A 21,799-nucleotide genomic window follows, 5' to 3' on the forward strand; every position below is an offset into this window, starting at 1 on the left:
TCACTCCGGGGCCTTGGCAGGCACGAAGGGAGACACCGGGTCGCTGGCGGGGAAGGTTTCCTCCAGGGCTTGGTCCTGGTTATCGCTCTCATGCTGCTTGCGCTCCTGGCGCTTGGCACTGCTTTCCTCGCAGTCCACTGATTCACCCGGTGCGGGCGTGTCTTTACGGTCTCTCATGGAGGTGCTCCTCAGGGTTAGACCCATTGAAGTCCTTGCCGCGTGTAAACGACGTGGTGTTCTCACCCATGAGAGTTCACGGGGCGGTTACAAGGGTTGGCGTGGACTGAGGTTCTTCCCTTGATGCCTGCTTAGTCGAACACTCCTATGGCACGCAAGAAGACGCTCAAGATCGCCACCTTCAACGTCAATGGGGTCAACACCCGTTTGGCGCACCTGCTGGGGTGGTTGGAGAAGGAGCAGCCGGACATCGTGGGGCTGCAGGAGCTCAAGGCGCTGGACGGTGCTTTTCCGGAAGACGCCATCCGGGAGGCGGGGTATGGCGCCATCTGGCAGGGTCAGAAGTCCTGGAATGGGGTCGCGTTGTTGGCCAAGAGCCAGGACCCGGTGGAGAGCCGGCGGGGCTTGCCTTGGGATCCCAAGGACGAGCAGAGCCGCTACATCGAGGCGGCCGTCCACGAAATCGTCGTGGGTTGCCTATACCTACCCAACGGCAATCCCCAGCCGGGTCCGAAGTTCGACTACAAGCTCAAATGGATGGCACGCCTACAGCGCCACGCCAAGACTCTGGTGGATCTGCCCCATCCGGTAGCCCTCATCGGCGACTTCAACGTCGTGCCGACCGACGAAGACATCTACGATCCTAAAGGGTGGCGGCGGGATGCTCTCTTGCAGCCGGAATCCAGAGAAGCGTTTTTCAAGCTCCTGGAGCAAGGGTGGACCGACAGCCTTCTCACGATTCACGGGTCGAACAGCGGGGTCTACACCTTCTGGGACTATTTCCGCCAACACGCCGAGCGCGACCGAGGTTTGCGCATCGACCACTTGCTGCTCAATCCCGTGCTCGCCAAGCGGCTGAAGGGTGCGGGCGTGGACCGATGGGTTCGGCTACAAAAGAAGGCGAGTGACCACGCGCCCACGTGGATCCAAGTGGGCGCCTGAAGAAACTCTACTGCTCAGCAGCCAAGCTGTGCAGGACGGTTTTGGCCCCTCGCGTGTCCAGGCTCATTGACTCGCGCATCAGTGCCAATGCGCGGGTGGATCGGGAAGGGGTCTGCGCGGCAACGCAATCCTGAGGGACCCGCACCTTGTATCCACGCATGTGGGCATCCTGCACGGTGGCCAAGACGCACGAGTCGGTGGCCACACCGGTGATCACAAGCTCCTGAAGCTTCAAGTCCGCCAGAATCGCGGGCAGGGTCGTGCAGAGGAAGCCCGAATGCCTCGGCTTGAGCACGTAGTATTCCCCCGGCTTAGGCCCCAGCACGGCGGCAATCTCGCTTGACGGGCCGGGATGCTGCCGGCACTTCGCGACGAGGTCGGTGAACTCCTGGTTCCAGTCCATGAAGTTGTCGTTGACGAACAGCACCGGCCAATTGCGGTCGGCGAAGGCTTGGCGAAGGGTGGCAATAGGGCCGCACGCTTTGAGCGCGTGGACACCCAGTTGGTTGCCCCCATCGAAGTCGAAGAGGTTGATCATGTCGATGATGAGAAGCGCAGGACGCATATATCCGCCTTACGTCCCGGTCTGACTATGAGGTGCTTCGACCGGCTTGGACTGTGGCGAATCTTTCTGGCGCAGAAAGATGGTCAGCAAGACAAGTGCCGCCACGGCGAGGAACTCGCTTTGCCAGTTCTGAAATGACTCGAACCAGAACTGGGCGCTAGCCAGGTGATCCCAAAGTTCAACAGGAGGTTTGCCGTCGAGCTGACGCTGGACGCTTTCGTGGCGCCAACTGCCATCCAAATGAAGTGCGAACGACAGCAGGAAGAGACCACCAAACGCGATGGCCAGAGAGTGCTCGTAGAGCTTCAGCCAGACTCCGCCAATTCGCACGGGCCAAGGGGTCGGTCCATATTCAACGCGATCCTCTTCTTGCGAGGGATCCAATGGGCGCGACTCTGCCGAGCCCTTTTGCCGAAGGGAGACGCTTAGCAGCACATACATGCCCATCTGAAGAAACTCGCTCTCCCAGTTCTCAAACGTGGCAGACACGAAGTGACCGCTGGCAAGGTATTCCAGCAGGCTAAGTTGTGGCGCGCCGAGGTCGGATAGTTCTTCGTTGTATACAACGTGTCCCGTCAGGATCTGCCCGAGCCACGTTCCAAGCATGAAGAGCAGCACGATGATAGACAAGCCGTTGCGCTTCCAGAAGGTGCCATTGCTGTTGTGCATATTGCTCCCCAGTTATTCGCAGGGTGGGCGCGAAGGAGTGCTGACGAAGTGAAAGTTTGTTTCACGTTGCGTTAGCGCCATGGTGCACACGATGCGCTCCTTAGTTCACCGAGGTAACGGAGTCAGTCATGGCAAGCAAAGGTTTCGATCAGAGCGGTGTCAAGGAATTGCTCCTTCAGTCGCTGGAAACCGAGCGCGGCGGCATCAAGATCTACACGACTGCCATCAGCGCGGCGGTCAATGAAGACCTGCGCGAGGAATGGCAGGAATACCTGGAAGAGACCCAGCACCACGAGGAAGTGCTCACCCGCGTATTCAGCGAGCTCGGGATGGACACCGAGGAGATGAGCCCGGGCCGTGAAGTCTGCGCGCACAACGGCGCTTCGCTGGTGGCGGCCATTGAGCTGGCAAAGGCGAACGCCGATCCAGCGGCAGCGGAGCTGGTCGCGTGCGAATGCGTTGTTCTAGCGGAGACCAAGGATCACTCCAACTGGGAGTTGATCGGCAAGGTCGCAGAATCAGCCGATGACAAGGTAGCCCAGGTCCTGAAAGCGGCCTACGACGAGGTGGAGGAGGACGAAGATCACCACCTCTACCACACCAAGGGATGGTGCCGGGAGCTGTGGATCCAGAGCTTGGGGATGCCAGCCGTGCTGCCCCCGCCCGAAGAGGTCAAGAAAGTCGAGACCGCAATCGGCGCAGCCCGCGCCGAGCAAGCCCGAGAAGACATGTTGTGAGCAAAGCCCGCCTTATGGCGGGCTTTTTACCATCTTCACGCACTCCCCAACCTCCTGAGGGTGGCTGGGGTTTTGTCAATTCAGACAGGAAAACAGTCCCATGGCGACGTCACGCAAGAACTCCCCAAAAGACAAGAAGAGCGTGGCTAGTGCCTCTGCTGCTCGCAACTCTGACAGTTCCGCGTCCAAGGCCCCACCGCAAGGTTCGGATGACTTGGCAGCTGAGCAGAGCGCGGAGGTGGAGGCAACGGCTGCCGCCATGCCGTTCAACGAGAACAAGGCAGCCGAGCACGGGCGCGAAGCGGCGCTGGATCCGCCCGAGGGCACCCAAATCGTTCCGCCGTCCTCGTTGGTGACGGCCAGCACCCTGGCGGAGACCAATACGTCCGAGAAACTGGGAACCCGTGCTGAAGAAGGCGCAAATCCGACTGTCGGTTCCCTCGATCGCGTGCGTGTGGACAGCAGTGGCCAACGCCTGACAACCAACCAGGGCGTGCCGATCGCCGACAACCAGAACTCGCTCAAGGCAGGCCTGCGTGGCCCGGCCCTGCTGAAGGACTTCATCCTGCGCGAGAAGATCACGCATTTCGACCACGAACGGATTCCTGAGCGGATCGTGCACGCGCGAGGCTCGGGCGCACACGGCTTCTTCGAGAGCTATAAGAACCAGCGAAAACTGACACGCGCGGCGCCGTTCCAGGAGGCAGGCAAGATCACGCCAGTCTTCGTACGGTTCTCTACGGTCGCGGGAGAGCGAGGCAGTAAGGACACCGCGCGCGATGCGCGCGGGTTTGCTGTGAAGTTCTACACCGACGAGGGCAACTGGGACCTGGTGGGCAACAATATGCCTGTCTTCTTCATCCAGGACGCGATGAAGTTTCCTGACCTGGTGCATGCGGTCAAGCCCGAGCCGCACCACCAAATGCCGCAGGCCGCCTCGGCCCACGACACCTTCTGGGACTTCGTCTCGCTGATGCCCGAGTCCACCCACATGCTGATGTGGCTGATGTCCGACCGCGCCATTCCGCGCAGCTACCGCATGATGCAGGGCTTCGGTGTTCACACTTTCCGCTTCGTCAACGATCAGGGCCAATCGTCCTTCGTGAAGTTCCATTGGACCCCACTGCAGGGCACACACGCTTTGCTCTGGGACGAAGCCGTGAAGATCTCGGGCTGCGACCCGGACTACCACCGCCGCGACCTGTGGGAAGCCATCGAGGCGGGCGCTTACCCGGAGTGGGAATTGGGCGTGCAGATCTTCTCGGAAGAAGATGCCGAGCGGTTTTCGTTCGACATCCTGGACGCGACCAAGATCATCCCGGAAGAACTCGTGCCCATTACCCCACTGGGCCGGATGGTGCTCAACCGCAATCCCGACAACTTCTTCGCCGAGACAGAGCAGGTGGCGTTTTGCACCGCCCACGTTGTCCCGGGTATCGACTTCACCAACGACCCTCTGCTGGCCGGAAGGATCCATTCCTACGTCGATACGCAACTCTCCCGCCTGGGCGGACCGAACTTCCACGAGATCCCGATCAACGCGCCCATCGCACCGGTTCATAACAACCAGCGCGACGGGTTGCATCGCCAGGCCATTCATCGCGGCAAGGTCTCCTACGAGCCGAACTCGCTGGGTGGCGGCTGTCCCTTCCAGGCTGGGGCTGCCGGTTTCGTCTCCTTCCCTGAGCCGGTGGAGCAAGACGAAGTCCGCGGCAAGCCCGAGAAGTTCGCCGAGCACTTCAATCAGGCCGCCCTGTTCTTCAACAGCCAGACACCTGTGGAGCAAGCCCACATCGCGGCCGCGTTCCGCTTCGAGCTTTCCAAGCTGACGGTGCCGGCCATTCGCCAGCGCGTGGTGTCCATGCTTCGCAACGCCTCAGAAGAGCTGGCGGCGCAGGTGGCCGAAGGACTAGGCATGCCGCTCCCGGATGCCATGCCCCGGGCGCTGCCCAAGCCACCCAAGGCAGAAGTTGACGTTTCCCAGCCGTTGTCGATGTTTGCTCGCCCAGGCAAGACGGGTGTGGCAACGCGGAAGGTCGCCATCTTCGTGGGTGACGGCGTCGATGGCGACCAGGTAGCGGAAGCCCAGCAGGCCTTGCTGGACGCCGGAGCCGTCGGCCGTCTGGTAGGACCACGCGTGGGAATCTTTACCGCAGCCGATGGCAGTGAGATCGACGCGGACGCCTCCTTTGAGAACGAGCCGTCCGTCCTGTTCGACGGGGTGATCATTCCTGACGGAGAGGGCACGGCAAAGGTTTGGGCTCGCGATGGGAGGGCGGCGGAGTTCGTGAAGGACCAGTTCCGCCACCTCAAGACAATTCTGGCCTTGGGCGAAGCGGTCGCTTTCGTGGAGGGTGCCGGCGTGCTGAGGGATGAGGCCGATCCCGGACTGCTGCTGCATAGTGAGCCAGAGGACACTGGGATCGGTCAGTTCCTGGAGGCCTTGGCTCTGCATAAGCACTTTGGGCGGGAAACCGATCCGCCCTTGTTATGAAGCCGAATGGCGGCTTCCATGACCGCGGCTAGGACTCGCCTGCGGATTGGGTGTGCAGGGTGGAGCATTCCTGCCCCCCAGCGCGGTCTCTTCGGTGAAGGTGAGACCGCGCTGGAGCGCTATGCAACGCTGTTCGATGCAGCTGAAATCAATTCCTCGTTCTATCGTCCCCATCAGGCCAAGACCTACGATCGCTGGGCGCAGGCGGTCCCTCGCCATTTTCAGTTCTCTGTAAAGATACCGAAATCCATCAGCCACGAAGCGCGGCTGCAAGGCTGCGGCGAACTCTTGGATCAATTCATTGGTGAAGTTGAGGGGCTTGGTAGCAAACTCGGCGCTCTCCTTGTGCAGTTGCCGCCCTCACTGGGGTTCGATGCACGAGTGGCGTCCACGTTCTTTGCCATGGTCCGTAGACAAACGTCAGCCCCGATTGTCTGTGAGCCACGCCATCGCACCTGGTTTGAAGCCAATGCTGGGCTTGCTCTCAAGCGATACGAGATCAGTCGAGCCGGCGCGGACCCTGCGATCACTGACGAAGCCGCCACGCCAGGTCCCTTCGGCCGCCTTCGCTACTGGAGGTGGCATGGATCGCCTCGGATGTATTACAGCAGCTACAGCGAAGATGCGTTGGCGGCATTGGCCGATCAAGTGCGCGGCCAACTCTCAAAGCGGGTAGCGGCATGGGTCATCTTCGATAACACGGCCCACGGGTATGCCACTGCCAATGCGGCACGCTTGAAAACGCTGTTGTCAGCCGATCTAAAGAGTGAGCCCTGATGCCGGAAGGTCCTTCCATCCTTATTCTCCGTCAGGAAGCTGCACGATTTAGAGGTAAGACGGTGCGTTCAGTGAGTGGGAACAGCACCCTGGACATTGAGCGCATGCAGGGCAGGCGGATTGTCTCTGTGCGCAGTTGGGGCAAGCATTTCTTGCTTGAGTTCTCCGGCTTTTGCCTGCGTATTCATCTGATGATGTTCGGTTCCTACAGAATCGATGAAAAGAAGGCAGGCGCAAAACCACGACTGTCCCTTCGCTTTGATAAGGGTGAGATCAATTTCTACACCTGTTCCTTGAAATACATCGAAGTTCCGCTCGAGGAGGCCTACGATTGGAGCGGCGATGTGCTGTCCGATCAATGGAGTCCAAAGAAGGCTAGAGCAAAGCTGAAAGAGATCCCCGAAACGCTGGTATGCGATGCCCTGTTAGATCAGAACATCTTTGCTGGCGTGGGCAACATCATCAAGAACGAAGTGCTGTATCGCATCCGTGTCCAGCCAGCCAGCCTGGTGGGGGACCTGCCTCCCCGGAAATTGGGCGAGATGATCAAGCAGGCGCGCCAATACAGTTTCGACTTCCTGGAGTGGAAGAAGGCCTTCGTTCTGAAGAAGCACTGGTTGGTGCACACCAAACGGGTTTGCCCTAGTTGTGGTCAGCTCTTGACCAAAGCCTATCTGGGCAAGACGCAGCGGCGAAGCTTCTTCTGTGAGCGCTGCCAGGTTCTCTACTAGCTCAAAACACGATACGTATGGGGTAAGAGAACACCCCCATGACGTGGTCGACGGGGGTGTTTGGCGGATCCCTTCTTTCGGTAAACCCTTTTGCCCATGTCCGCTATGGGGTTAAGACAACCTTCCTGCAGTCGTCCTCTGCCTTATCGAACGTAGCGTAGCCTTCGGCGGCGTCTGCCAATCTCATCCGATGCGAGATGATGATCTCCGGTTTGATAAGGCCGTTGCCTACGTGTTCCAGCAGCTCAGGCATGAGCGCCTGGGCATGGGTCTGGCCCATCTTGAAGGTCAGGCCCTTGTCGAAGGCGTCCCCAAACATGAACGCATGGATGAAGCCTGCATAGACGCCTGGCACGCTGACCGTGCCGCATCGGCGGGTGGCAGCAATGCACTGGCGCAGAGCAGCACCGCTGCTGCCTTCGATCTTGAGGTTGGTCAGGATGGTTTCCGTGGTGCTGCCTTTAGCTTCGAAGCCTACTGCGTCGACGGTGGCGTCCACGCCACGACCGTTCGTCTGCTGCATGATCAGCTCAGCGGGGTCATCGACGTCTTTCATATTGATGGGAATGACGCCATACGCTTGAACGGCGAAGTCGAGCCGATACTGCAACTCATCCACCATGAAGATCTGTTCCGCACCCAACATTCGTGCACATGCGGCAGACATCAAGCCCACGGGTCCAGCACCGAAGATGGCCAGAGAGGAGCCTTTTCCGACGCCGGCGTTAAGCACCGCCTGATACCCAGTGGGCAGGATGTCTGAAAGGAACAGAACCTGTTCATCGGACAGGGCGTCCGGAATCTTTAGCGGCCCCACATTGGCCTTGGGGACCCGCACGAACTCTGCTTGCCCTCCTGGCACACCGCCGTAGAGGTGGGTATAGCCGAAGAGGGCAGCCGGGGGCTTGATCCCCTTCTGGTTGAGCGCAGCTCCCTTTCCCGTGTTGGTGGTCTCGCAGGCTGAATACTCATCGAGCAGGCAGTGGAAGCACTTGCCGCAGGCAATCACGAAGGGAATGACCACGCGATCGCCAACGGCCACTTCAGCGACCCCACTGCCGACCTCCTCAACCACTCCCATAAACTCGTGCCCGAGAATGTCGCCGTCCTTTAGGGCTGGCATCTTGCCGCGGTAGAGGTGAAGGTCCGAGCCGCAAATGGCGGTGGCGGTGACCCGCAGAATGATGTCGTCGTTCTGAACGATAGTCGGATCGGGCACTTCTTCAACGCGTACGTCGTGCGAGCCGTGGTAGGTCAACGCTTTCATGGGTATTCCTCAGGGGATGATTTTCTTGATGGCGGCCTTGAGGCCAGTCTTGATCTCGGCGTGGGTGGTGACGGCAGTGGAGGCCGCAGACGCCTTCCACTGCTCATACTGGACGTCCAGCTCCGCGCGCTCCTTGGGCGTAAACAACTTGCGGGCCATCTTGAACATGGTGGTTTCTTCTTCGGTCGCATGATGGTCAACCATCTCGCCCAGCACTTTGGCTGCGCCGGCGAACCGCGGTGACTCCAAATCGCTTGCTTTGACCTCGGGCAGCACCGTCAGCTCGACTGCCTGATGTTCAATGACGGCTTCAGCATGTGTCTTGAGGCCGTCTCGATCCGCGCGTTCCTTGAACGCCGGATAGAAGTGAAGCTCCTCCCATTTGGCATGGGGGATGAGCGCGGCTTCAATGTCCTTGAGAAGCTGTTCGCGCTTTTTCTTTGCACGATCAGTGGTGTCTTCCATCTGTGAAAACAGGTTTCGAAGCGTGTCGTGTTCGGATTGGAGGGTTACGAGAATGTCGCGTTGCATGAGTGGCTCTCCGTGGGATGGCTAACTTCATACTCCAATTGCGTCAACACACCGTGAGGTTGCTTGTAGCGTTGAAATTATTTATCAACTGTCACTCTGTGATCACGACGTGGGGCGTAGCGTCAGCTTTACGACAAGCGGTCGTAGATATTCGGAGTGGGAAATGGGCAACAATCAGAATCAGAACGAGCAGGGCCAAGGCCAGAATCGCGACCAGCAGAATCAGCAAGGTCAGCAGGGTCAGCAGGGTCAGCAGGGTCAGCAGGGTCAGGGCGGCCAGAACCGTGATCAGGAAAACAATGATCAGCAGGGCGGCCAGAAACGCGATCAGAACCAGCAGGGTGGCCAGGGCGGCCAAAACCGTGACCAGGAACAGCAAGGCGGTCAGGATCAGCAGCATGGTCAGAACGATCAGCAGAACCAGAATCGCTAAAACGATCCTCCCGCTGAACAACGAATGCCTCGTCTAGACGGGGCATTGTTATTTGCGCGGTATTCTTGTCCACGGAATGGCGTACGTCTGCTGATTATTGAGGTCGCAGTCTGACCTTGGCCGAATCCAGGTTTTGCTGTGCTGCCATCGCGGCAGTTTTTCCCAGGCGATTTCGGCGCGCCTTGTCGGCATGCAAGCATGTTGGCGGGAGAATCCCCACGCCAAGCTGATGGCATCTCCGGCCGTGGGTGACACCGATTTCACACGGTCGGTCCTACAAGTGGGTTCTCACACGTTGGAACATCTACATGGCCCGCCCGATCTGGACCGGATCGCTGTCGTTCGGTCTGCTCAACATCCCCGTGTCTCTGATGTCCGGCGAACGCCGAACGGATCTGAGTTTCCGAATGCTCGACTCCCGCGACAAAAAGCCCATCCGTTTCGAGCGGGTGAACGCGGACACCGGCGAGGAGGTGCCGTGGAAGGACATCGTCAAGGCTTTCGAGTATGACAAAGGCAGCTACGTCGTCATCGAGAAAGAGGACATCGCGGCTGCAGCGCCCGAATCGCATGAGTCGGTGGATGTGGAAACCTTCGTAGACGCTGCCAGCATCAACCTGCGCTACTTCGAGAAGCCCTACGTACTGGTGCCCGGCAAGAAGGCCGAGAAGGGTTACGTGCTTTTGCGTGAGACCCTGAAGAAGTCAAGGAAAGGTGGGCATCGCCCGCGTGGTCATACGCACGCGGGAGTATATGTGCGCCGTCATGCCCGACGGGGACGCGCTGGTGTTGATCCTCCTGCGCTATCCGCAAGAGCTGGTCGAGTTCGACGAATACAAGCTTCCCGAGGGCAAGCCGGCCGATTACCGCCTGGCGCCCAAAGAACTTGAGATGGCCGAGCAGCTCATAGATTCGATGACATCCGAATGGAATCCGGCCGACTACCACGACGAGTTCCGATCACGGCTGTCGGACATCATCAAGAAGCGCATCAAGTCCGCCGGCGCCACCACCACGTTCGAAGAGCCCGAGCCGCGCGAAGACGCCGCCACCAACGTGGTGGACTTCATGTCGCTGCTCCAACAGAGCTTGGACACGAAGAAGCGCACGCCGGCCAAGGGCGCAGCCAAGAAAGCAGAAGCCAATTCCCCGGCTAAAGCGGCCAAAGCGCCCGCAAAGAAAGCCAGCAAGGCCACCAAGAAATCCAGTGCCCGCAAGGCTTCCTGATTCACCACCGAAGGAGAAATATCCATGTCCGACAACAAGAGCAAGACCGGTTCCCCAGACCGGGATCGCATCAACCTGAGCGAGGACTACGAGGTCCAATACTGGACCAAGGAATTGGGCATCTCCGAGAAGGAGCTGCGAGATGTCATCCAGGCGGTGGGCAATACCTCCAAAGCGGTTCGGGAGCATCTGGGCAAGTAGCCCCACGCCATGAGCCTGACCGACTACCGTCGCAAGCGAAGCTTCGACAAGACGCGCGAACCGGAACCGGGCAAGGCGGTCCCGAAGGGGCAACGGGCGATCTTCGTGGTCCAGCTCCACCACGCCAGCCGCCGGCATTACGATTTCCGTTTGCAGGTGGGCGACGCCCTAAAGAGCTGGGCGGTTCCGAAAGGACCCAGCTACGACCCCAGCGTGAAGCGCATGGCGGTGGAGGTTGAAGACCACCCCATCGATTACGCCACCTTTCAAGGCGAAATTCCCAAAGGGGAATACGGCGGCGGGCACGTTGCCCAGTTTGATCACGGGGTGTGGGCCACCGACGGCGATCCCGAAGAGCAACTCGTCAAAGGCCACCTGCGCTTTGAACTGTTCGGCACCAAGCTCAAGGGCGGCTGGCATCTGGTGCGCTCAGGCAAACCCGCCAAGCAACCACAGTGGCTGCTGTTCAAAGACAAGGACGACTACGCCGGCACGCTGGAAGCCGACGATCTGCTCGCCGACGTGGCAGAGGCGCCGGCCGCGGATCTCAAGCGCGCGGGCTCCGGCAAGACGAACAAGAAGAAGCTGACGGCGGTCCCTGCGAAAAAGGGACGCAAGAAGGATTGGGCGAAGAAAGCCTCCGCTTTGCCCAAGGCCAAGAAGGGCGCCGCCCCCGCAGGGCCGTTCGAGCCCCAACTTGCCAAACTGGGCAACTCGCCGCCCGAAGGCGAGCAGTGGATCCACGAGCTCAAGTGGGACGGCTACCGCATCCTGGCCACCATCGCCAGGGGCGAAGTGAGGTTGTGGTCGCGCAACGCGCTGGAATGGACCGCGAAGATTCCCGAGATCCGCGACGCGGTTGCAGCGCTGGGCCTCGAGTCCGGGGCGCTGGACGGTGAGCTCATCGCCGGCAGCGGCACCAAGCAGGACTTCAACCTGCTCCAGTCCACACTGTCAGGCGAACGCCAGGGCAAGCTGGCCTATGTGCTGTTCGACGTGCTCCACCTCAACGGGGTGGACCTCTCGGGCGCACCGCTCCTCGAGCGCAAAGCGTTGCTCCAAGAACTTCTGGACGACGCACCGGCCCACTTGGCATTCAGTTCTCACATTGAGGGCGACGGGGACGCAGCTTTCAAGCTCGCGGGGGATCGCCACTTCGAAGGCATCATCTCCAAACGCGCCGACCGTCCTTACCACGGTGGTCGGAGCGAGGATTGGCGCAAGACCAAGCAGCTGGTCAGTGATGAATTCGCGGTGGTGGGCTACACCGCTCCGAAGGGCAGCCGAACCGGGTTCGGATCACTGCTGTTGGCCAAGCCGGATGCCGAGCACGGCTGGCGCTACGTGGGCCGTGTGGGAACCGGTTTCAACGACGAACTGATGCGCGAGGTCACTAAGAAGCTGGCCAAGCGTGGGGGCAAGAAGCCCACCGCGTTCGTGGGAACCACCGACACCGACTTGCGCACCGCCACCTGGTTTGCCCCGCGCTTTGTGGTCGAGGTGTTTTTTCGCGGCATCGGCCGGCAGGACCTGTTGCGCCAGCCCTCGCTCAAGGCCATTCGCCCCGACAAGGACGTGGCGGATCTGGCCGACAGCGACCGGGCAGAAAAGCCCGCCAAGGCACCGAGCCTGGCTAAAGCCGCCAAGGTCAGTAAGGCGACCAAGTCCACCAAGGCCGGCAAAACAGCAGCGAAAGCTGGCAAGAAGGGCGCCACAACGGCGGATCTGCCCAAGCTCTCCAGTCCCACGAAGATCCTGTTCCCCGACAGTCGTATCACGAAGCAAGACGTGTGGGACTACTACTTGGCGGTGGCCGACCACTTGTTGCCGGAGATTGCTGGGCGGCCGCTGTCCATAATCCGGTGCCCGGCGGGCATCGAGCGGCCGTGCTTCTTCCAGAAGCACCTGACCGCGGGGCTGGAGCGGGTGGACACCGTCAAGCTCAAGGAGGAATCCGGCGCTAACGCGGATTACCTGGTGGTGGAAGACCTGCCGGGGTTGATGGAGCTGGTGCAGTTCAACGCGCTGGAGTTTCACCCGTGGGGCTCGCACGCCCAAGATCCCGATCGCGCTGACCGGGTGGTGTTCGACCTCGATCCCGGTGAGGGCGTGCCGTTCTCGGAGATCAGGAAGGCGGCGACGGACATCCGCAAGCTGCTGGAACAGCTGGAAATGGAATCGTTCCTGCGCGTGTCTGGCGGCAAGGGCCTCCACGTGGTGGTGCCCTTGAATCCGGGGTGCGATTGGGATCTTACCAAGCGCTTCGCGCACGGTTTCGCCGACGCGCTGGCCCGTTCGGAGCCGGACCGCTTCCTATCCACCGCAACCAAGAGCAAACGCAACAAGCGGATCTTTGTGGACTACCTGCGCAACGGGCGGGGCGCCACCGCGGTGGCCTCCTACTCTATGCGGGGGCGCGCCGGTGCGCCCGTCGCCCTGCCGCTGGCCTGGAGCGAGCTATCTAAGCTAGATAAGGCGAATGCGTTCTCGATCAAGGACGTGCCCGCCAGACTGAAGCGCAGGCGGAAAGACCCATGGGAAGACATCGGAAGAATCAAACAGAACCTCGCACGTTGGGCGCATAACGAATAGGGGGCAATGTCCGCTTCTGGCCGACTTCTGCCTGTCACCGGCAGGTTGTGCGCGCCCTCAAGCAAAAATTTTTCAGACCTATAACACCCCATCGAAGCGGGGCAATCCTGCTTCACGCCCAGGCGCTGCGTTCCTAGCGCCTGATGGGGGTCTAGCCTATGCGCGACACCACCAAGGAGACGTTCTACTGCATTTTTCTCATAGCAGCCGCGGTCCTGGCCTCGCTGCTCAAGAAGCCGCCGTTCGATCGTTATCCCTAGCCATCCATCGGCACTCACAGAAGGCCCGCCCTCACCGGCGGGCCTTCTGCGTTTATGCCGTCCAACACGAGGATTCAACATGCACCTGGTCGAAACGATGGCCTATGCCGGCGAGAAGCCATGGCATGGCCTTGGCAACAAGCTCACCACCCTGCAGCCCATCGACGTCTGGAAGCGCCAGGCGGGGATGGACTGGACGATCGAGGAGTCTGAAGTCCGTTACATCACCGGCAGCCAGACAGTCGGAGCGATCCACTCCTTCCCCGAACAGAAAGTGCTCTACCGCTCCGACACCAAGCGTCCCTTGGCGGTCGTGTCGAAGCGCTTCCAGGTCGTCCAGCCGGAGGAAGTGCTGGAGTTCTACCGCGACCTCACCGAGGACGCGGGCTTCGAGCTCGAAACGGCGGGTGTGCTTCGGGAAGGCCGGAAGTTCTGGGCGCTCGCCCGGACCGGCCAGAGCACGACGCTGAAGGGCAAGGACCAGGTCAACGGGTACCTGCTGCTAGCCACGGCGTGTGACGGGTCGCTGGCGACCACCGCCCAGTTCACCTCGGTACGGGTGGTCTGCAACAACACTTTGCAGATTGCCCTGGGCGACAACCGGGGTGCGGTGAAGGTGCCGCACCGCTCGGCGTTCGATGCCGAAGCGGTCAAGCAGCAGTTGGGGATCACCGTTGCCCCGTGGGCGCACTTCGTGGCCCAGATGAAGGATCTGGTCGCCTGTCCTGTGGATCCGGACTCGGTCGAGGGTCTGCTGCGCCGGGTGCTGGTGTACCCGGGCCAGTCAGGTAAGGCGCCTGTGGTCAACGAACTGGCGGTGCGCTCTGTGCGTTCCCTCTACGAAGGCGGCGGTCGGGGCGCGCAGCTGGCCTCCAGTCGCGGCACGGCCTGGGGCCTGCTCAACAGCGTCACCGAGTACGTCGACCACCATCGGCGCGCGCGCAGCGAGGATCACCGTCGTGAGGCGGCCTGGTTCGGCCAAGGCGCGCAGTTCAAGCAACGTGCCTGGGATGAGCTCATCCAGCTGACCGCCTGATTACTTTCCCCTTGTTGTTCCCCAACGCCCGGCTTCGTGTCGGGCATTTTGCTTTGGAGATCTCCCATGAAGAAGAACGCCGCCTTGCGGCTGGTGGACACGCGCACGCTCGACCGGCAGCAGTGGTTGTCCGTGCGCCAGGGCGGCATCGGCAGTTCCGATGCTGCTGCTGCCGTGGGCCTGTGCCCCTACAAGAGCCAGCTGGAACTGTGGATGGAAAAGACCGGCAGGACGCCGGCCGAGAATGCACCACCCGGGATGGACGATGCGCGTTACTGGGGCATCTTGCTGGAGCCCTATGTGGCCGTTGCGTACTCGCAGCAGACCGATCGCAAGGTCCGCAAGGTCAATGCGGTCCTTCAGCACCCGACATGTCCGCACATGCTGGCCAATATCGACCGCGAGGTCGTGGGCTGCCCGGATGTCCAGATCCTGGAGTGCAAGACCGCCGGGGAATGGGGCTCGAAGCTCTGGCGGGACGGTGTCCCCGAGTACATCCAGCTGCAAGTCCAGCACCAGCTGGCCGTCACCAACCAGCAGGCCGTTGATGTGGCGGTCCTGCTATGTGGCCAACGGCTGGAGATCCACCGCATCGAGCGCGATGAGGAGGTCATCGCCCGGCTGATGGTCCTGGAAGCCCGGTTCTGGCAGTACGTCACCACCGACATCGAGCCGCCGGCCGATGGCAGCGAGTCCGCAGGAAAAGCACTGCGCCAGCTGTACCCCGGTGGCGGCAACACGCTGGACTTCTGCGAGAACCGCGTGCTGTCGGACACCTTCGCGGAGCTGGTGGTCCTGAAGGACGAGCTGGAGGTGCGCGGCAAGCACGCCGAACGGCTCAAGCAGACCCTGCAGCAGGCCATGGGCGACGCCGCCCGTGCGGTCTTCGCCACCGGCGAGGTGAGCTTCAAGCGGGCCCAGGACGGCACCGGCCTCGATACCAAGCGCCTGGCCCAGGACCACCCGGAGCTCATGGCCCAGTACAGCGTCCCCAAACCCGGTGCACGCCGGTTCCTGATCTCGGCCAAAGCCGATCACTCCTAGGAGAACACCCATGTTGAAGGGATTTGCGATTACCCCACCGGTGGTGGGGAGGATCTCGATCGGGCGCGTGGTCGAACGCAATGGCATGCGCCTGCCCGAGAAGGACGACCAGTTCACCCTCACGAGCCAGGTCCAGAACCGAGACGGTTGGTTGTTGCATCCGCTGGACGAGGCACTCCGCCAGCAGGCCGGCGGCAAGCTGCGCAGCCTGCCGGTCCGGCTGCTGTTCAACGATCCGAGCCTCAACCTGCGGGCGGACTTCAATCTGTTCGACCGAACCACGGGACGACCCCTGTGCGTCGGCAATGGCGAGAGCTGCAGGAGATTGGGACAAGAGGGCATCGAGGCCTTGCCCTGTCCGGGACCGGAGGGCTGTCGATTTGCCGAAGGCCAGTGCAGACCCTACGCACGGTTCAACGTGCGCATCGGTGAGGAGGATGAGACCGGCACCTTCGTGTTGCGCACGACATCTTTACATCTTTCAACACGATCCGCACCTTGGCAGCGCGGTTGCAGTATTTCGAGGCCGTCTCAGGCGGGTTGCTGGCCTGCCTGCCGTTGGAACTGAAGCTGCGCGGCAAGTCGACGACCCAGAGTCACCGTGCGCCAATCTTCTATGTGGATCTTGTGGTCCGTTCCGGCATGGCGCTGGAGCAAGCGATCACCGATGCACGTCGACTGGACGGGGAACGCAAGCAAGCCGGCTTCGACCAAGCCGCGCTGGACGAAGCGGCACGCCAAGGCTTTGCCAGCGGTGCGTTTGAAGAGCTGGAGGAAGACGTCCCGGCGGTCGTCGAAGAGTTCTTCCCCGATGAACAAGGCACGGCCGCAAAGCCGAATGTGGCCGCACCGAAGGGCCTCAGCGGACGCCTCCAGGAAAAGATCGCCATCGCCAGCACAGGTTAGACGAACCGAAACACTCATCCATGCAAGCGAAGGCGAAGGGGCCAACTATGGCCCCTTCGCTTTGTCGCAGGGCAGATCAATGCATCACCGACAAGGACACCGAAATGCGACCCGAAGCATCGCAAGGCAACCGGCTGTACGTGAGAAGTGAGTTGCGGCGCTACCGCGTTGCCAATGCGGATGAAATCATCGAGGCGGCAAGGGCCGTCGCGGGCCAAAGGATGCAGCGCGGGGAATCGTTCACCGATCCACTGGCATCCGGAAGGTTCTTCCAAGACAAACTGGCAGGACTGGAGCGGGAAGTCTTCGCAGCGGTCTTTCTGGACAAGCGCCACCGGCTGATCGAATACGTGGAATTGTTCCAGGGCACCGTCGACGGGGCCGAGGTACACCCGCGCGAAGTGGTCCGGAAAGCCCTTCGCTGCAATGCGGCAGCGGTGATTGTGGCCCACAATCATCCGTCCGGCCATCTCGAACCTTCAGCGGCCGATCGGGCGGTGACTTCCCGGCTGAAGCAGGCACTTTCTCTCGTGGACATCCGACTGCTTGACCACATCATAGTCGGTGGCTTGCAAGCGGCATCGCTTGCCGCTCGGGGTTGGGTTTAACGAGATATGGTCAGGGCCACTTAGGTGGCCCTGACTGCTTCCTCTTTTCTTTTGGGTCAGATCCATTGACTCAATGCCATTGCGGGGTAAGTAGCTGGTATGGGCATGGGGGTTGCAGGATTATGAAAGAAACCCGGTAGGAACAAGATGTCTCGGTCTTCGGTCATGTGAACCAATCCGGCCGCCGTGAAATGTTCGACCACGAAGCGGAATTTGTGCGCGCTCAATCCTGACACGTTCTGGGCCTGATTCATGGACAAGATCGTAGTTCGGCACTGCCCCAGGTACGTGCGTAAGAGCTGGTGGGCGGCCACCGCCTCGTCAACCCGGCGGGTCAAGATCTTTGAAGTGGGTTGGCTCGCTTCTGCCATCAACTGAAAGACCTTGTTGGTCTCACCAATGGACCAAACAACGATTTGCCATGCCGATTCCAGCGCATACGCGGTGATTGGCGGAAACGGGTCGTCAATTCTGTAGCCAGCACGAAGACGCTCGATGGTTACGGCTACGACATGGATCGCCGACGCAATGCGCCAGCTCTTCTCGGCGACACGTGGCGCCGGATTCTGCCGAAACGGACTATCGAGAGACGACGCGATCTGCCGCCATAGCGATGTCGCCGTTTCGTCGAATTCCAAAACCTCGCGTGAGTACGTCCCGGCAAGCAACCTGCTTAGGCCGCGTTTTAGCAGCGCAAGCAGCACTTGGTGAAGAATACTCAATGCTGGCGTCTGAATCTCCACGGGTCTTCGGCTGGTGTTCGGTCCAGCGATCCCGTATATCACTCGATCCATTAGACCGATAGCCTTCTCCGAGGCACCGCGGCGGCGCAGATGGTCCATGTAAATCACAGGTTGAACCAGTAGGCAGATCCCCAGCGTTGGATGGAGCGCGCGCAGGACCTTGTTGGAGGTGAGGCGCTTGGTCATTCGGCTCGGCGAGTCGAAGAACTCATTGACAAGGCCCGGGTTGCGCATGATTGACCCCTTGAGAAACGTCTCCGCATCAAGGTTGATCAGGGCTACCTGTTTCGACGTACCGCTCAGGGCCTCAAAAATGGCCGGCCAGGAAGCCTCGTTGACGAGCACTTCAGACAGATCTTGGGGCAGGTTGGCGATACCGCGCCCTCGCAGCTCCTCTATGTATAGGTCGAACTCCAGGATGGGCTTGAAAATCGCTTTGTATGCCCGCCCCTTGCCAGATTGTTTCTCAGCAATACCCATGCAATAAATCTGGGTAGAGATGACTTCGCCGTCGGTTGGCGCTGTGACTGCGAAATCGCGTGCTGAGATGGTTAGGGCAGACAGCCCCAATAGCATCACGATTTCGGGCGGGGCTGCTGTGAGAATGCAGGCTTCTTGCAAGGCATCGCGGATTGCTGATGGCAGCGCATTAAAAGGAAAAGCAGGGTTTTCATACAAGATCACTTGACGCCTCCGTGGAAGTTGACAGAGCGACCACGCGATTTTTCGTGGTGCCCTGCTGTAAGTCTGCCGGACGTCGCACTATTGAAGATGGTAAATAAAGACGAGTTTGATTGCGAATAGTGCCTGTTTGCAGTTGCCAAATGATGCGGAACGCATATTTGTCGCTCCGAGCGATTTTTTTTTCTTGTGTCGAGTTGGCGCAACTACCTGATTGGTGAGGGTTGATCAAAAATAAAAATTTTGTGGCAATTAGGTGCTTGAGAAGTTGCACTTTTTTTCCTGAAACTCCCACGTTTCCGAGCTGGACGTTGCCGTACTCGTGGTGCACCTTGTTTCGCATCAACACGATCGAGGAGGTGATGACTTGCTGCCGTTTGAATGTGGCGGCACGAGGTGTTTGCAGTCTTGGCTGCGATTTCAAAACACATAAAAAGTACGTTAATTCGACATGCAATTCGAGCAGCATATTTAGGAAAACTCAACCAGTTTTCAGTGTTTTTGTGGTCTACGAATCAGATCTCACTCAAACGAATTCCGGTATGTGCCTATAAGCTTTTAGGGGGGCTCTAGATACGTTCAATTGTAGTGGTGGGTTCCAGCGCAATCGAAGGAGTTGAAATATGGAATCGATGGTTAAAAAGGGCAGGAAAATGACACTAGCCGACAGTGATACGTTGACGCGACATCTCATTCGCTATCCGAATGGGACGTCGGACATGGTCAAAGAAGTCGGACGTGTGCGTCGAATGCACGTGTTCATGAAACACATGCAGGAAGCGGTCGAGAGTGTGGCTAAGGGAGGTGACGATCCATTTAGTAACCACATCGTCGGTGGTCAAGTGGTTCGCCGGCTGACCCCGCAGGGCAGGGCTTTCTGGCGTTCGGTGGTCCATGCGGATTCTGAACTGTTGGAACTTTGCGAAGGTAGACGCCTCAATCCTTGGTTGCGCTTGGGTGTCCATGTCGCGCGCAAGTGGGGACCCCGTCTACGCGGATATACGACGCATGCTGACACGGATGCGCTTTTGGTTCCCGGGCTGCCGAAGCTTCTTGCACGTCAGTTTCGTCTAATTAGGTACGTGGTCTCAAGAAAGGCATTCCAAGATGAGCTCAAAGGTCTGACGCGCGTTGCCCGCGACATGTATGCGAGTTGTGCGGAGTTGATGCTGAAAGTGCTAGCAGTGCATTCCCGTCTACTTAGCATGCGCATCGATCTGTACTTCGAAGCGGACGCAAAGTTGATTAGCGAGTCCAAAGCTGCTCGATTAGCGATTGACAAGTTCGTTCGCGAACTTGGTCGAGACAACATAATCGATGATGTGCTCGCCTACATTGTCGTCCGAGAGGATGGCCTAGATCGTTGCATCCACTACCACGTTTGGGTCGCAGTCGATGGCCACAAGCATCGCGACGGCTTCCACCTAACCGAGAAGCTAGGCAAGTACTGGATCGACAGGTGCATCGGTTCACCGGTGCTCGGATCGACTAAAAATTGCTGGGAACGTCGAGCGGAGTATGAGCACAATTCACTCGGGCTGTTGGGCCCAGGGGACGAAGAGATGCTGCGAGGTCTGCGTAAGGCGATAGCATACATGTGTAAGCTCGGGAAGATGCCGCACCTGTACGTGAAAAAGAACATGGGCCGGAACCTGCGTAAGAGCCAGCCGCCCCGCGGTCAGCGGGGAAACCCAAAGCGCGGAGCGCCGAGGAAGGCTGGAAATGATGTGTCGGTAGCGCGCCGGGTACTGCTTGGTGATCTGGCTGCTCTGAAGCACGCCCGCAGGGAGGCCGAGCTGCTGCCTCAGGATAGGCGGGCTGCAGGAGTCGGCGCAAAGGCAGCGTAGTGCGGTTAGTGGGGTAGGCAGCCCAACCTCGGCTGCCCAGTCCTTCTCGTGCCGCGGCGACGTCCCCCCGGTTTTGAGTAGCACAGCGATTTGGAGTCCAATTCCCAACGAGAAGGAGATTGGACGTGAAGAAGCGCTTTTCCGAAGAACAGATCATTGGCTTTCTGCGTGAGGCCGACGCGGGCATGCCGATCAAGGAGCTGTGCCGCCGGCACGGTTTCAGCGAAGCCTCGTACTACCTGTGGCGCAGCAAGTTCGGCGGCATGACCGTGTCGGACGCGAAGCGGCTGAAGGAACTGGAGGCGGAGAACACCCGGCTGAAGAAGCTGCTGGCCGAGCAGATGTTCGAGAACGACGTCATCAAGGACGTTCTTCGAAAAAAGTCGTAACCGCACCGGCGCGGCGTGCGCTGGTGCGGGATCTGGTCGCCAAGGGATTGAGCGAGCGACGGGCCTTGGCGGCCGTCCGCATGAGCGCCAGCGCGTTGCGCTACGCGCCACGGCCGGACGGCAATGTCGAGTTGCGCGAGCGCATCCAGGCGCTGGCACAGCGGCACAAGCGCTATGGCGTGGGGATGATCCATCTCAAGCTGAGGCAAGCGGGGATGCTCGTGAACTACAAGCGCGTGGAACGGCTGTACCAGGAAGCACGGCTGCAGGTGCGGCGGCGCAAGCGGAAGAAGGTGCCGGTGGGCGAGCGGCAGCCGCTGCTGCGACCGACCGCGGCCAATCAGGTGTGGTCGATGGACTTCGTGTTCGACCGCACCGGCGAAGGTTGCGTGCTCAAGTGCCTGACGATCGTCGACGACGCCACGCACGAGGCCGTCGCCATAGAAGTCGAGCGCGCGATCTCCGGCCAGATGCTCACGCGCGTGCTCGATCGCCTGGCGCTCAGTCGCGGCTTGCCGCGGGTGATCCGCACCGACAACGGCAAGGAGTTCTGCGGCAAGGCGATGGTCGAGTGGGCGCACGGGCGCGGCGTGGATCTGCGCCTCATCGAGCCTGGCAAGCCAAACCAGAACGCCTACGTCGAGTCGTTCAACGGCCGGCTGCGCGACGAATGTCTCAACGAGCACTGGTTCACAAGCCTGCTGCAGGCGCGGACGGTCATCGAAATCTGGCGCAGGGAATACAACGAGGAAAGACCGAAGAAGGCACTTGGCGGGCTGACGCCCGCCGCCTACGCAAAGCAATTGGCAGAAGCTCAGCTACAGTAACCCCGGACTCCAAATGGTTCCGCTACTGAAAGCGGGGGGACGTCGGCGGCATACGCAATAGGAAGCGTGCCGAAGTAGCGAAAAAAAACCGCCTACCTTTCGGTAGGCGGTATTG

At 60.1% G+C, this 21,799-nt stretch carries 18 protein-coding genes and 4 pseudogenes; 14 read left to right on the top strand and 8 right to left on the bottom strand.

Annotated elements, in window-relative coordinates; genetic code table 11:
• On the bottom strand, positions 1-177 hold the full coding sequence (locus tag DCD74_RS12805) for a hypothetical protein (protein WP_174887975.1): 177 nt from the start codon (positions 175-177) through the stop codon (positions 1-3).
• Positions 178-324: 147 nt separating this feature from the next.
• Here DCD74_RS12805 and xth point away from each other — a divergent pair.
• Positions 325-1,110 (top strand): annotated as a pseudogene (gene xth / locus DCD74_RS11980) (exodeoxyribonuclease III); the annotation flags it as partial.
• Between the two features lie 16 nt (positions 1,111-1,126).
• Here xth and DCD74_RS11985 read toward each other — a convergent pair.
• Positions 1,127-1,684 carry a cysteine hydrolase family protein gene (locus tag DCD74_RS11985; RefSeq protein ID WP_112927497.1) on the bottom strand — a complete coding sequence of 186 codons (558 nt, stop codon included), beginning with the start codon at positions 1,682-1,684 and terminating at the stop codon, positions 1,127-1,129.
• Between the two features lie 9 nt (positions 1,685-1,693).
• A complete protein-coding gene (locus DCD74_RS11990; protein ID WP_112927498.1) occupies positions 1,694-2,353 on the bottom strand; it encodes a DUF6766 family protein in 660 nt (219 codons plus the stop codon).
• 128 nt (positions 2,354-2,481) lie between these two features.
• On the opposite strand from DCD74_RS11990, the gene DCD74_RS11995 reads away from it, so the two are divergent.
• The 4 genes from DCD74_RS11995 to DCD74_RS12010 all read left to right on the top strand — a co-directional run bounded on the left by DCD74_RS11995 (position 2,482) and on the right by DCD74_RS12010 (position 7,092).
• Positions 2,482-3,090, top strand: coding sequence for a spore coat protein (locus DCD74_RS11995; RefSeq protein ID WP_112927499.1), 609 nt, complete (start codon positions 2,482-2,484; stop codon positions 3,088-3,090).
• 259 nt (positions 3,091-3,349) lie between these two features.
• Complete coding sequence (locus DCD74_RS12000; protein ID WP_217424262.1) at positions 3,350-5,584, top strand: catalase; 2,235 nt, start codon at positions 3,350-3,352, stop codon at positions 5,582-5,584.
• A gap of 6 nt (positions 5,585-5,590) precedes the next feature.
• Positions 5,591-6,361: a DUF72 domain-containing protein gene (locus DCD74_RS12005; protein ID WP_112927501.1), complete on the top strand. Its 771-nt coding sequence runs from the start codon at positions 5,591-5,593 to the stop codon at positions 6,359-6,361.
• The gene (locus DCD74_RS12010) at positions 6,361-7,092 is read left to right on the top strand and encodes a DNA-formamidopyrimidine glycosylase family protein (RefSeq protein ID WP_112927502.1); all 732 of its coding nucleotides are present in this window, start codon (positions 6,361-6,363) and stop codon (positions 7,090-7,092) included. Before DCD74_RS12005 ends, DCD74_RS12010 begins: the two co-directional genes overlap by 1 nt.
• Before the next feature lie 103 nt (positions 7,093-7,195).
• Here DCD74_RS12010 and DCD74_RS12015 read toward each other — a convergent pair whose 3' ends face one another.
• The 3 genes from DCD74_RS12015 to DCD74_RS12025 all read right to left on the bottom strand — a co-directional run bounded on the left by DCD74_RS12015 (position 7,196) and on the right by DCD74_RS12025 (position 9,290).
• Positions 7,196-8,359, bottom strand: coding sequence for a zinc-dependent alcohol dehydrogenase (locus tag DCD74_RS12015; RefSeq protein WP_112927503.1), 1,164 nt, complete (start codon positions 8,357-8,359; stop codon positions 7,196-7,198).
• 9 nt (positions 8,360-8,368) lie between these two features.
• Positions 8,369-8,890, bottom strand: coding sequence for a hemerythrin domain-containing protein (locus DCD74_RS12020; protein ID WP_112927504.1), 522 nt, complete (start codon positions 8,888-8,890; stop codon positions 8,369-8,371).
• A 91-nt stretch (positions 8,891-8,981) separates the two neighbouring features.
• Entirely contained in the window at positions 8,982-9,290 is a 309-nt protein-coding gene (locus DCD74_RS12025; protein ID WP_162616013.1) for a hypothetical protein, read from the bottom strand.
• Positions 9,291-9,631: 341 nt separating this feature from the next.
• Here DCD74_RS12025 and ku point away from each other — a divergent pair.
• The 7 genes and pseudogenes from ku (at position 9,632) to radC (ending at position 17,197) form a co-directional block, all read left to right on the top strand.
• A pseudogene (gene ku / locus DCD74_RS12030) lies at positions 9,632-10,550 on the top strand (non-homologous end joining protein Ku).
• Between the two features lie 24 nt (positions 10,551-10,574).
• Positions 10,575-10,751 (top strand): DUF3606 domain-containing protein, encoded by a 177-nt coding sequence (locus tag DCD74_RS12035; RefSeq protein ID WP_112927506.1) that lies wholly within the window; start codon positions 10,575-10,577, stop codon positions 10,749-10,751.
• 9 nt (positions 10,752-10,760) lie between these two features.
• Positions 10,761-13,343, top strand: coding sequence for a DNA ligase D (ligD, locus tag DCD74_RS12040; RefSeq protein WP_112927507.1), 2,583 nt, complete (start codon positions 10,761-10,763; stop codon positions 13,341-13,343).
• 339 nt (positions 13,344-13,682) lie between these two features.
• Positions 13,683-14,639, top strand: coding sequence for a DUF932 domain-containing protein (locus tag DCD74_RS12045; RefSeq protein ID WP_112927508.1), 957 nt, complete (start codon positions 13,683-13,685; stop codon positions 14,637-14,639).
• Between the two features lie 66 nt (positions 14,640-14,705).
• Positions 14,706-15,683, top strand: coding sequence for a YqaJ viral recombinase family nuclease (locus tag DCD74_RS12050; RefSeq protein ID WP_112927509.1), 978 nt, complete (start codon positions 14,706-14,708; stop codon positions 15,681-15,683).
• 10 nt (positions 15,684-15,693) lie between these two features.
• Positions 15,694-16,589: pseudogene (locus DCD74_RS13235) on the top strand (recombination directionality factor).
• A gap of 104 nt (positions 16,590-16,693) precedes the next feature.
• Positions 16,694-17,197 (top strand): RadC family protein, encoded by a 504-nt coding sequence (radC, locus tag DCD74_RS12060; protein WP_112927843.1) that lies wholly within the window; start codon positions 16,694-16,696, stop codon positions 17,195-17,197.
• Positions 17,198-17,253: 56 nt separating this feature from the next.
• Here radC and DCD74_RS12065 read toward each other — a convergent pair whose 3' ends face one another.
• A complete protein-coding gene (locus tag DCD74_RS12065) occupies positions 17,254-18,624 on the bottom strand; it encodes a DUF3987 domain-containing protein (protein ID WP_162616014.1) in 1,371 nt (456 codons plus the stop codon).
• Complete coding sequence (locus DCD74_RS12760) at positions 18,611-19,090, bottom strand: hypothetical protein (protein ID WP_162616015.1); 480 nt, start codon at positions 19,088-19,090, stop codon at positions 18,611-18,613. The genes DCD74_RS12065 and DCD74_RS12760 overlap by 14 nt, the downstream gene beginning before the upstream one ends.
• Before the next feature lie 154 nt (positions 19,091-19,244).
• Here DCD74_RS12760 and DCD74_RS12070 point away from each other — a divergent pair, with 154 nt between their 5' ends.
• Positions 19,245-20,468 carry a YagK/YfjJ domain-containing protein gene (locus DCD74_RS12070; protein ID WP_112927511.1) on the top strand — a complete coding sequence of 408 codons (1,224 nt, stop codon included), beginning with the start codon at positions 19,245-19,247 and terminating at the stop codon, positions 20,466-20,468.
• Between the two features lie 185 nt (positions 20,469-20,653).
• Positions 20,654-21,745, top strand: a pseudogene (locus DCD74_RS12075) (IS3 family transposase).
• Positions 21,746-21,799 lie beyond the last annotated feature (54 nt).

Origin of the sequence: Lysobacter oculi (assembly GCF_003293695.1) — a bacterium.
In the GTDB taxonomy this organism is placed as follows: domain Bacteria; phylum Pseudomonadota; class Gammaproteobacteria; order Xanthomonadales; family Xanthomonadaceae; genus Solilutibacter; species Solilutibacter oculi.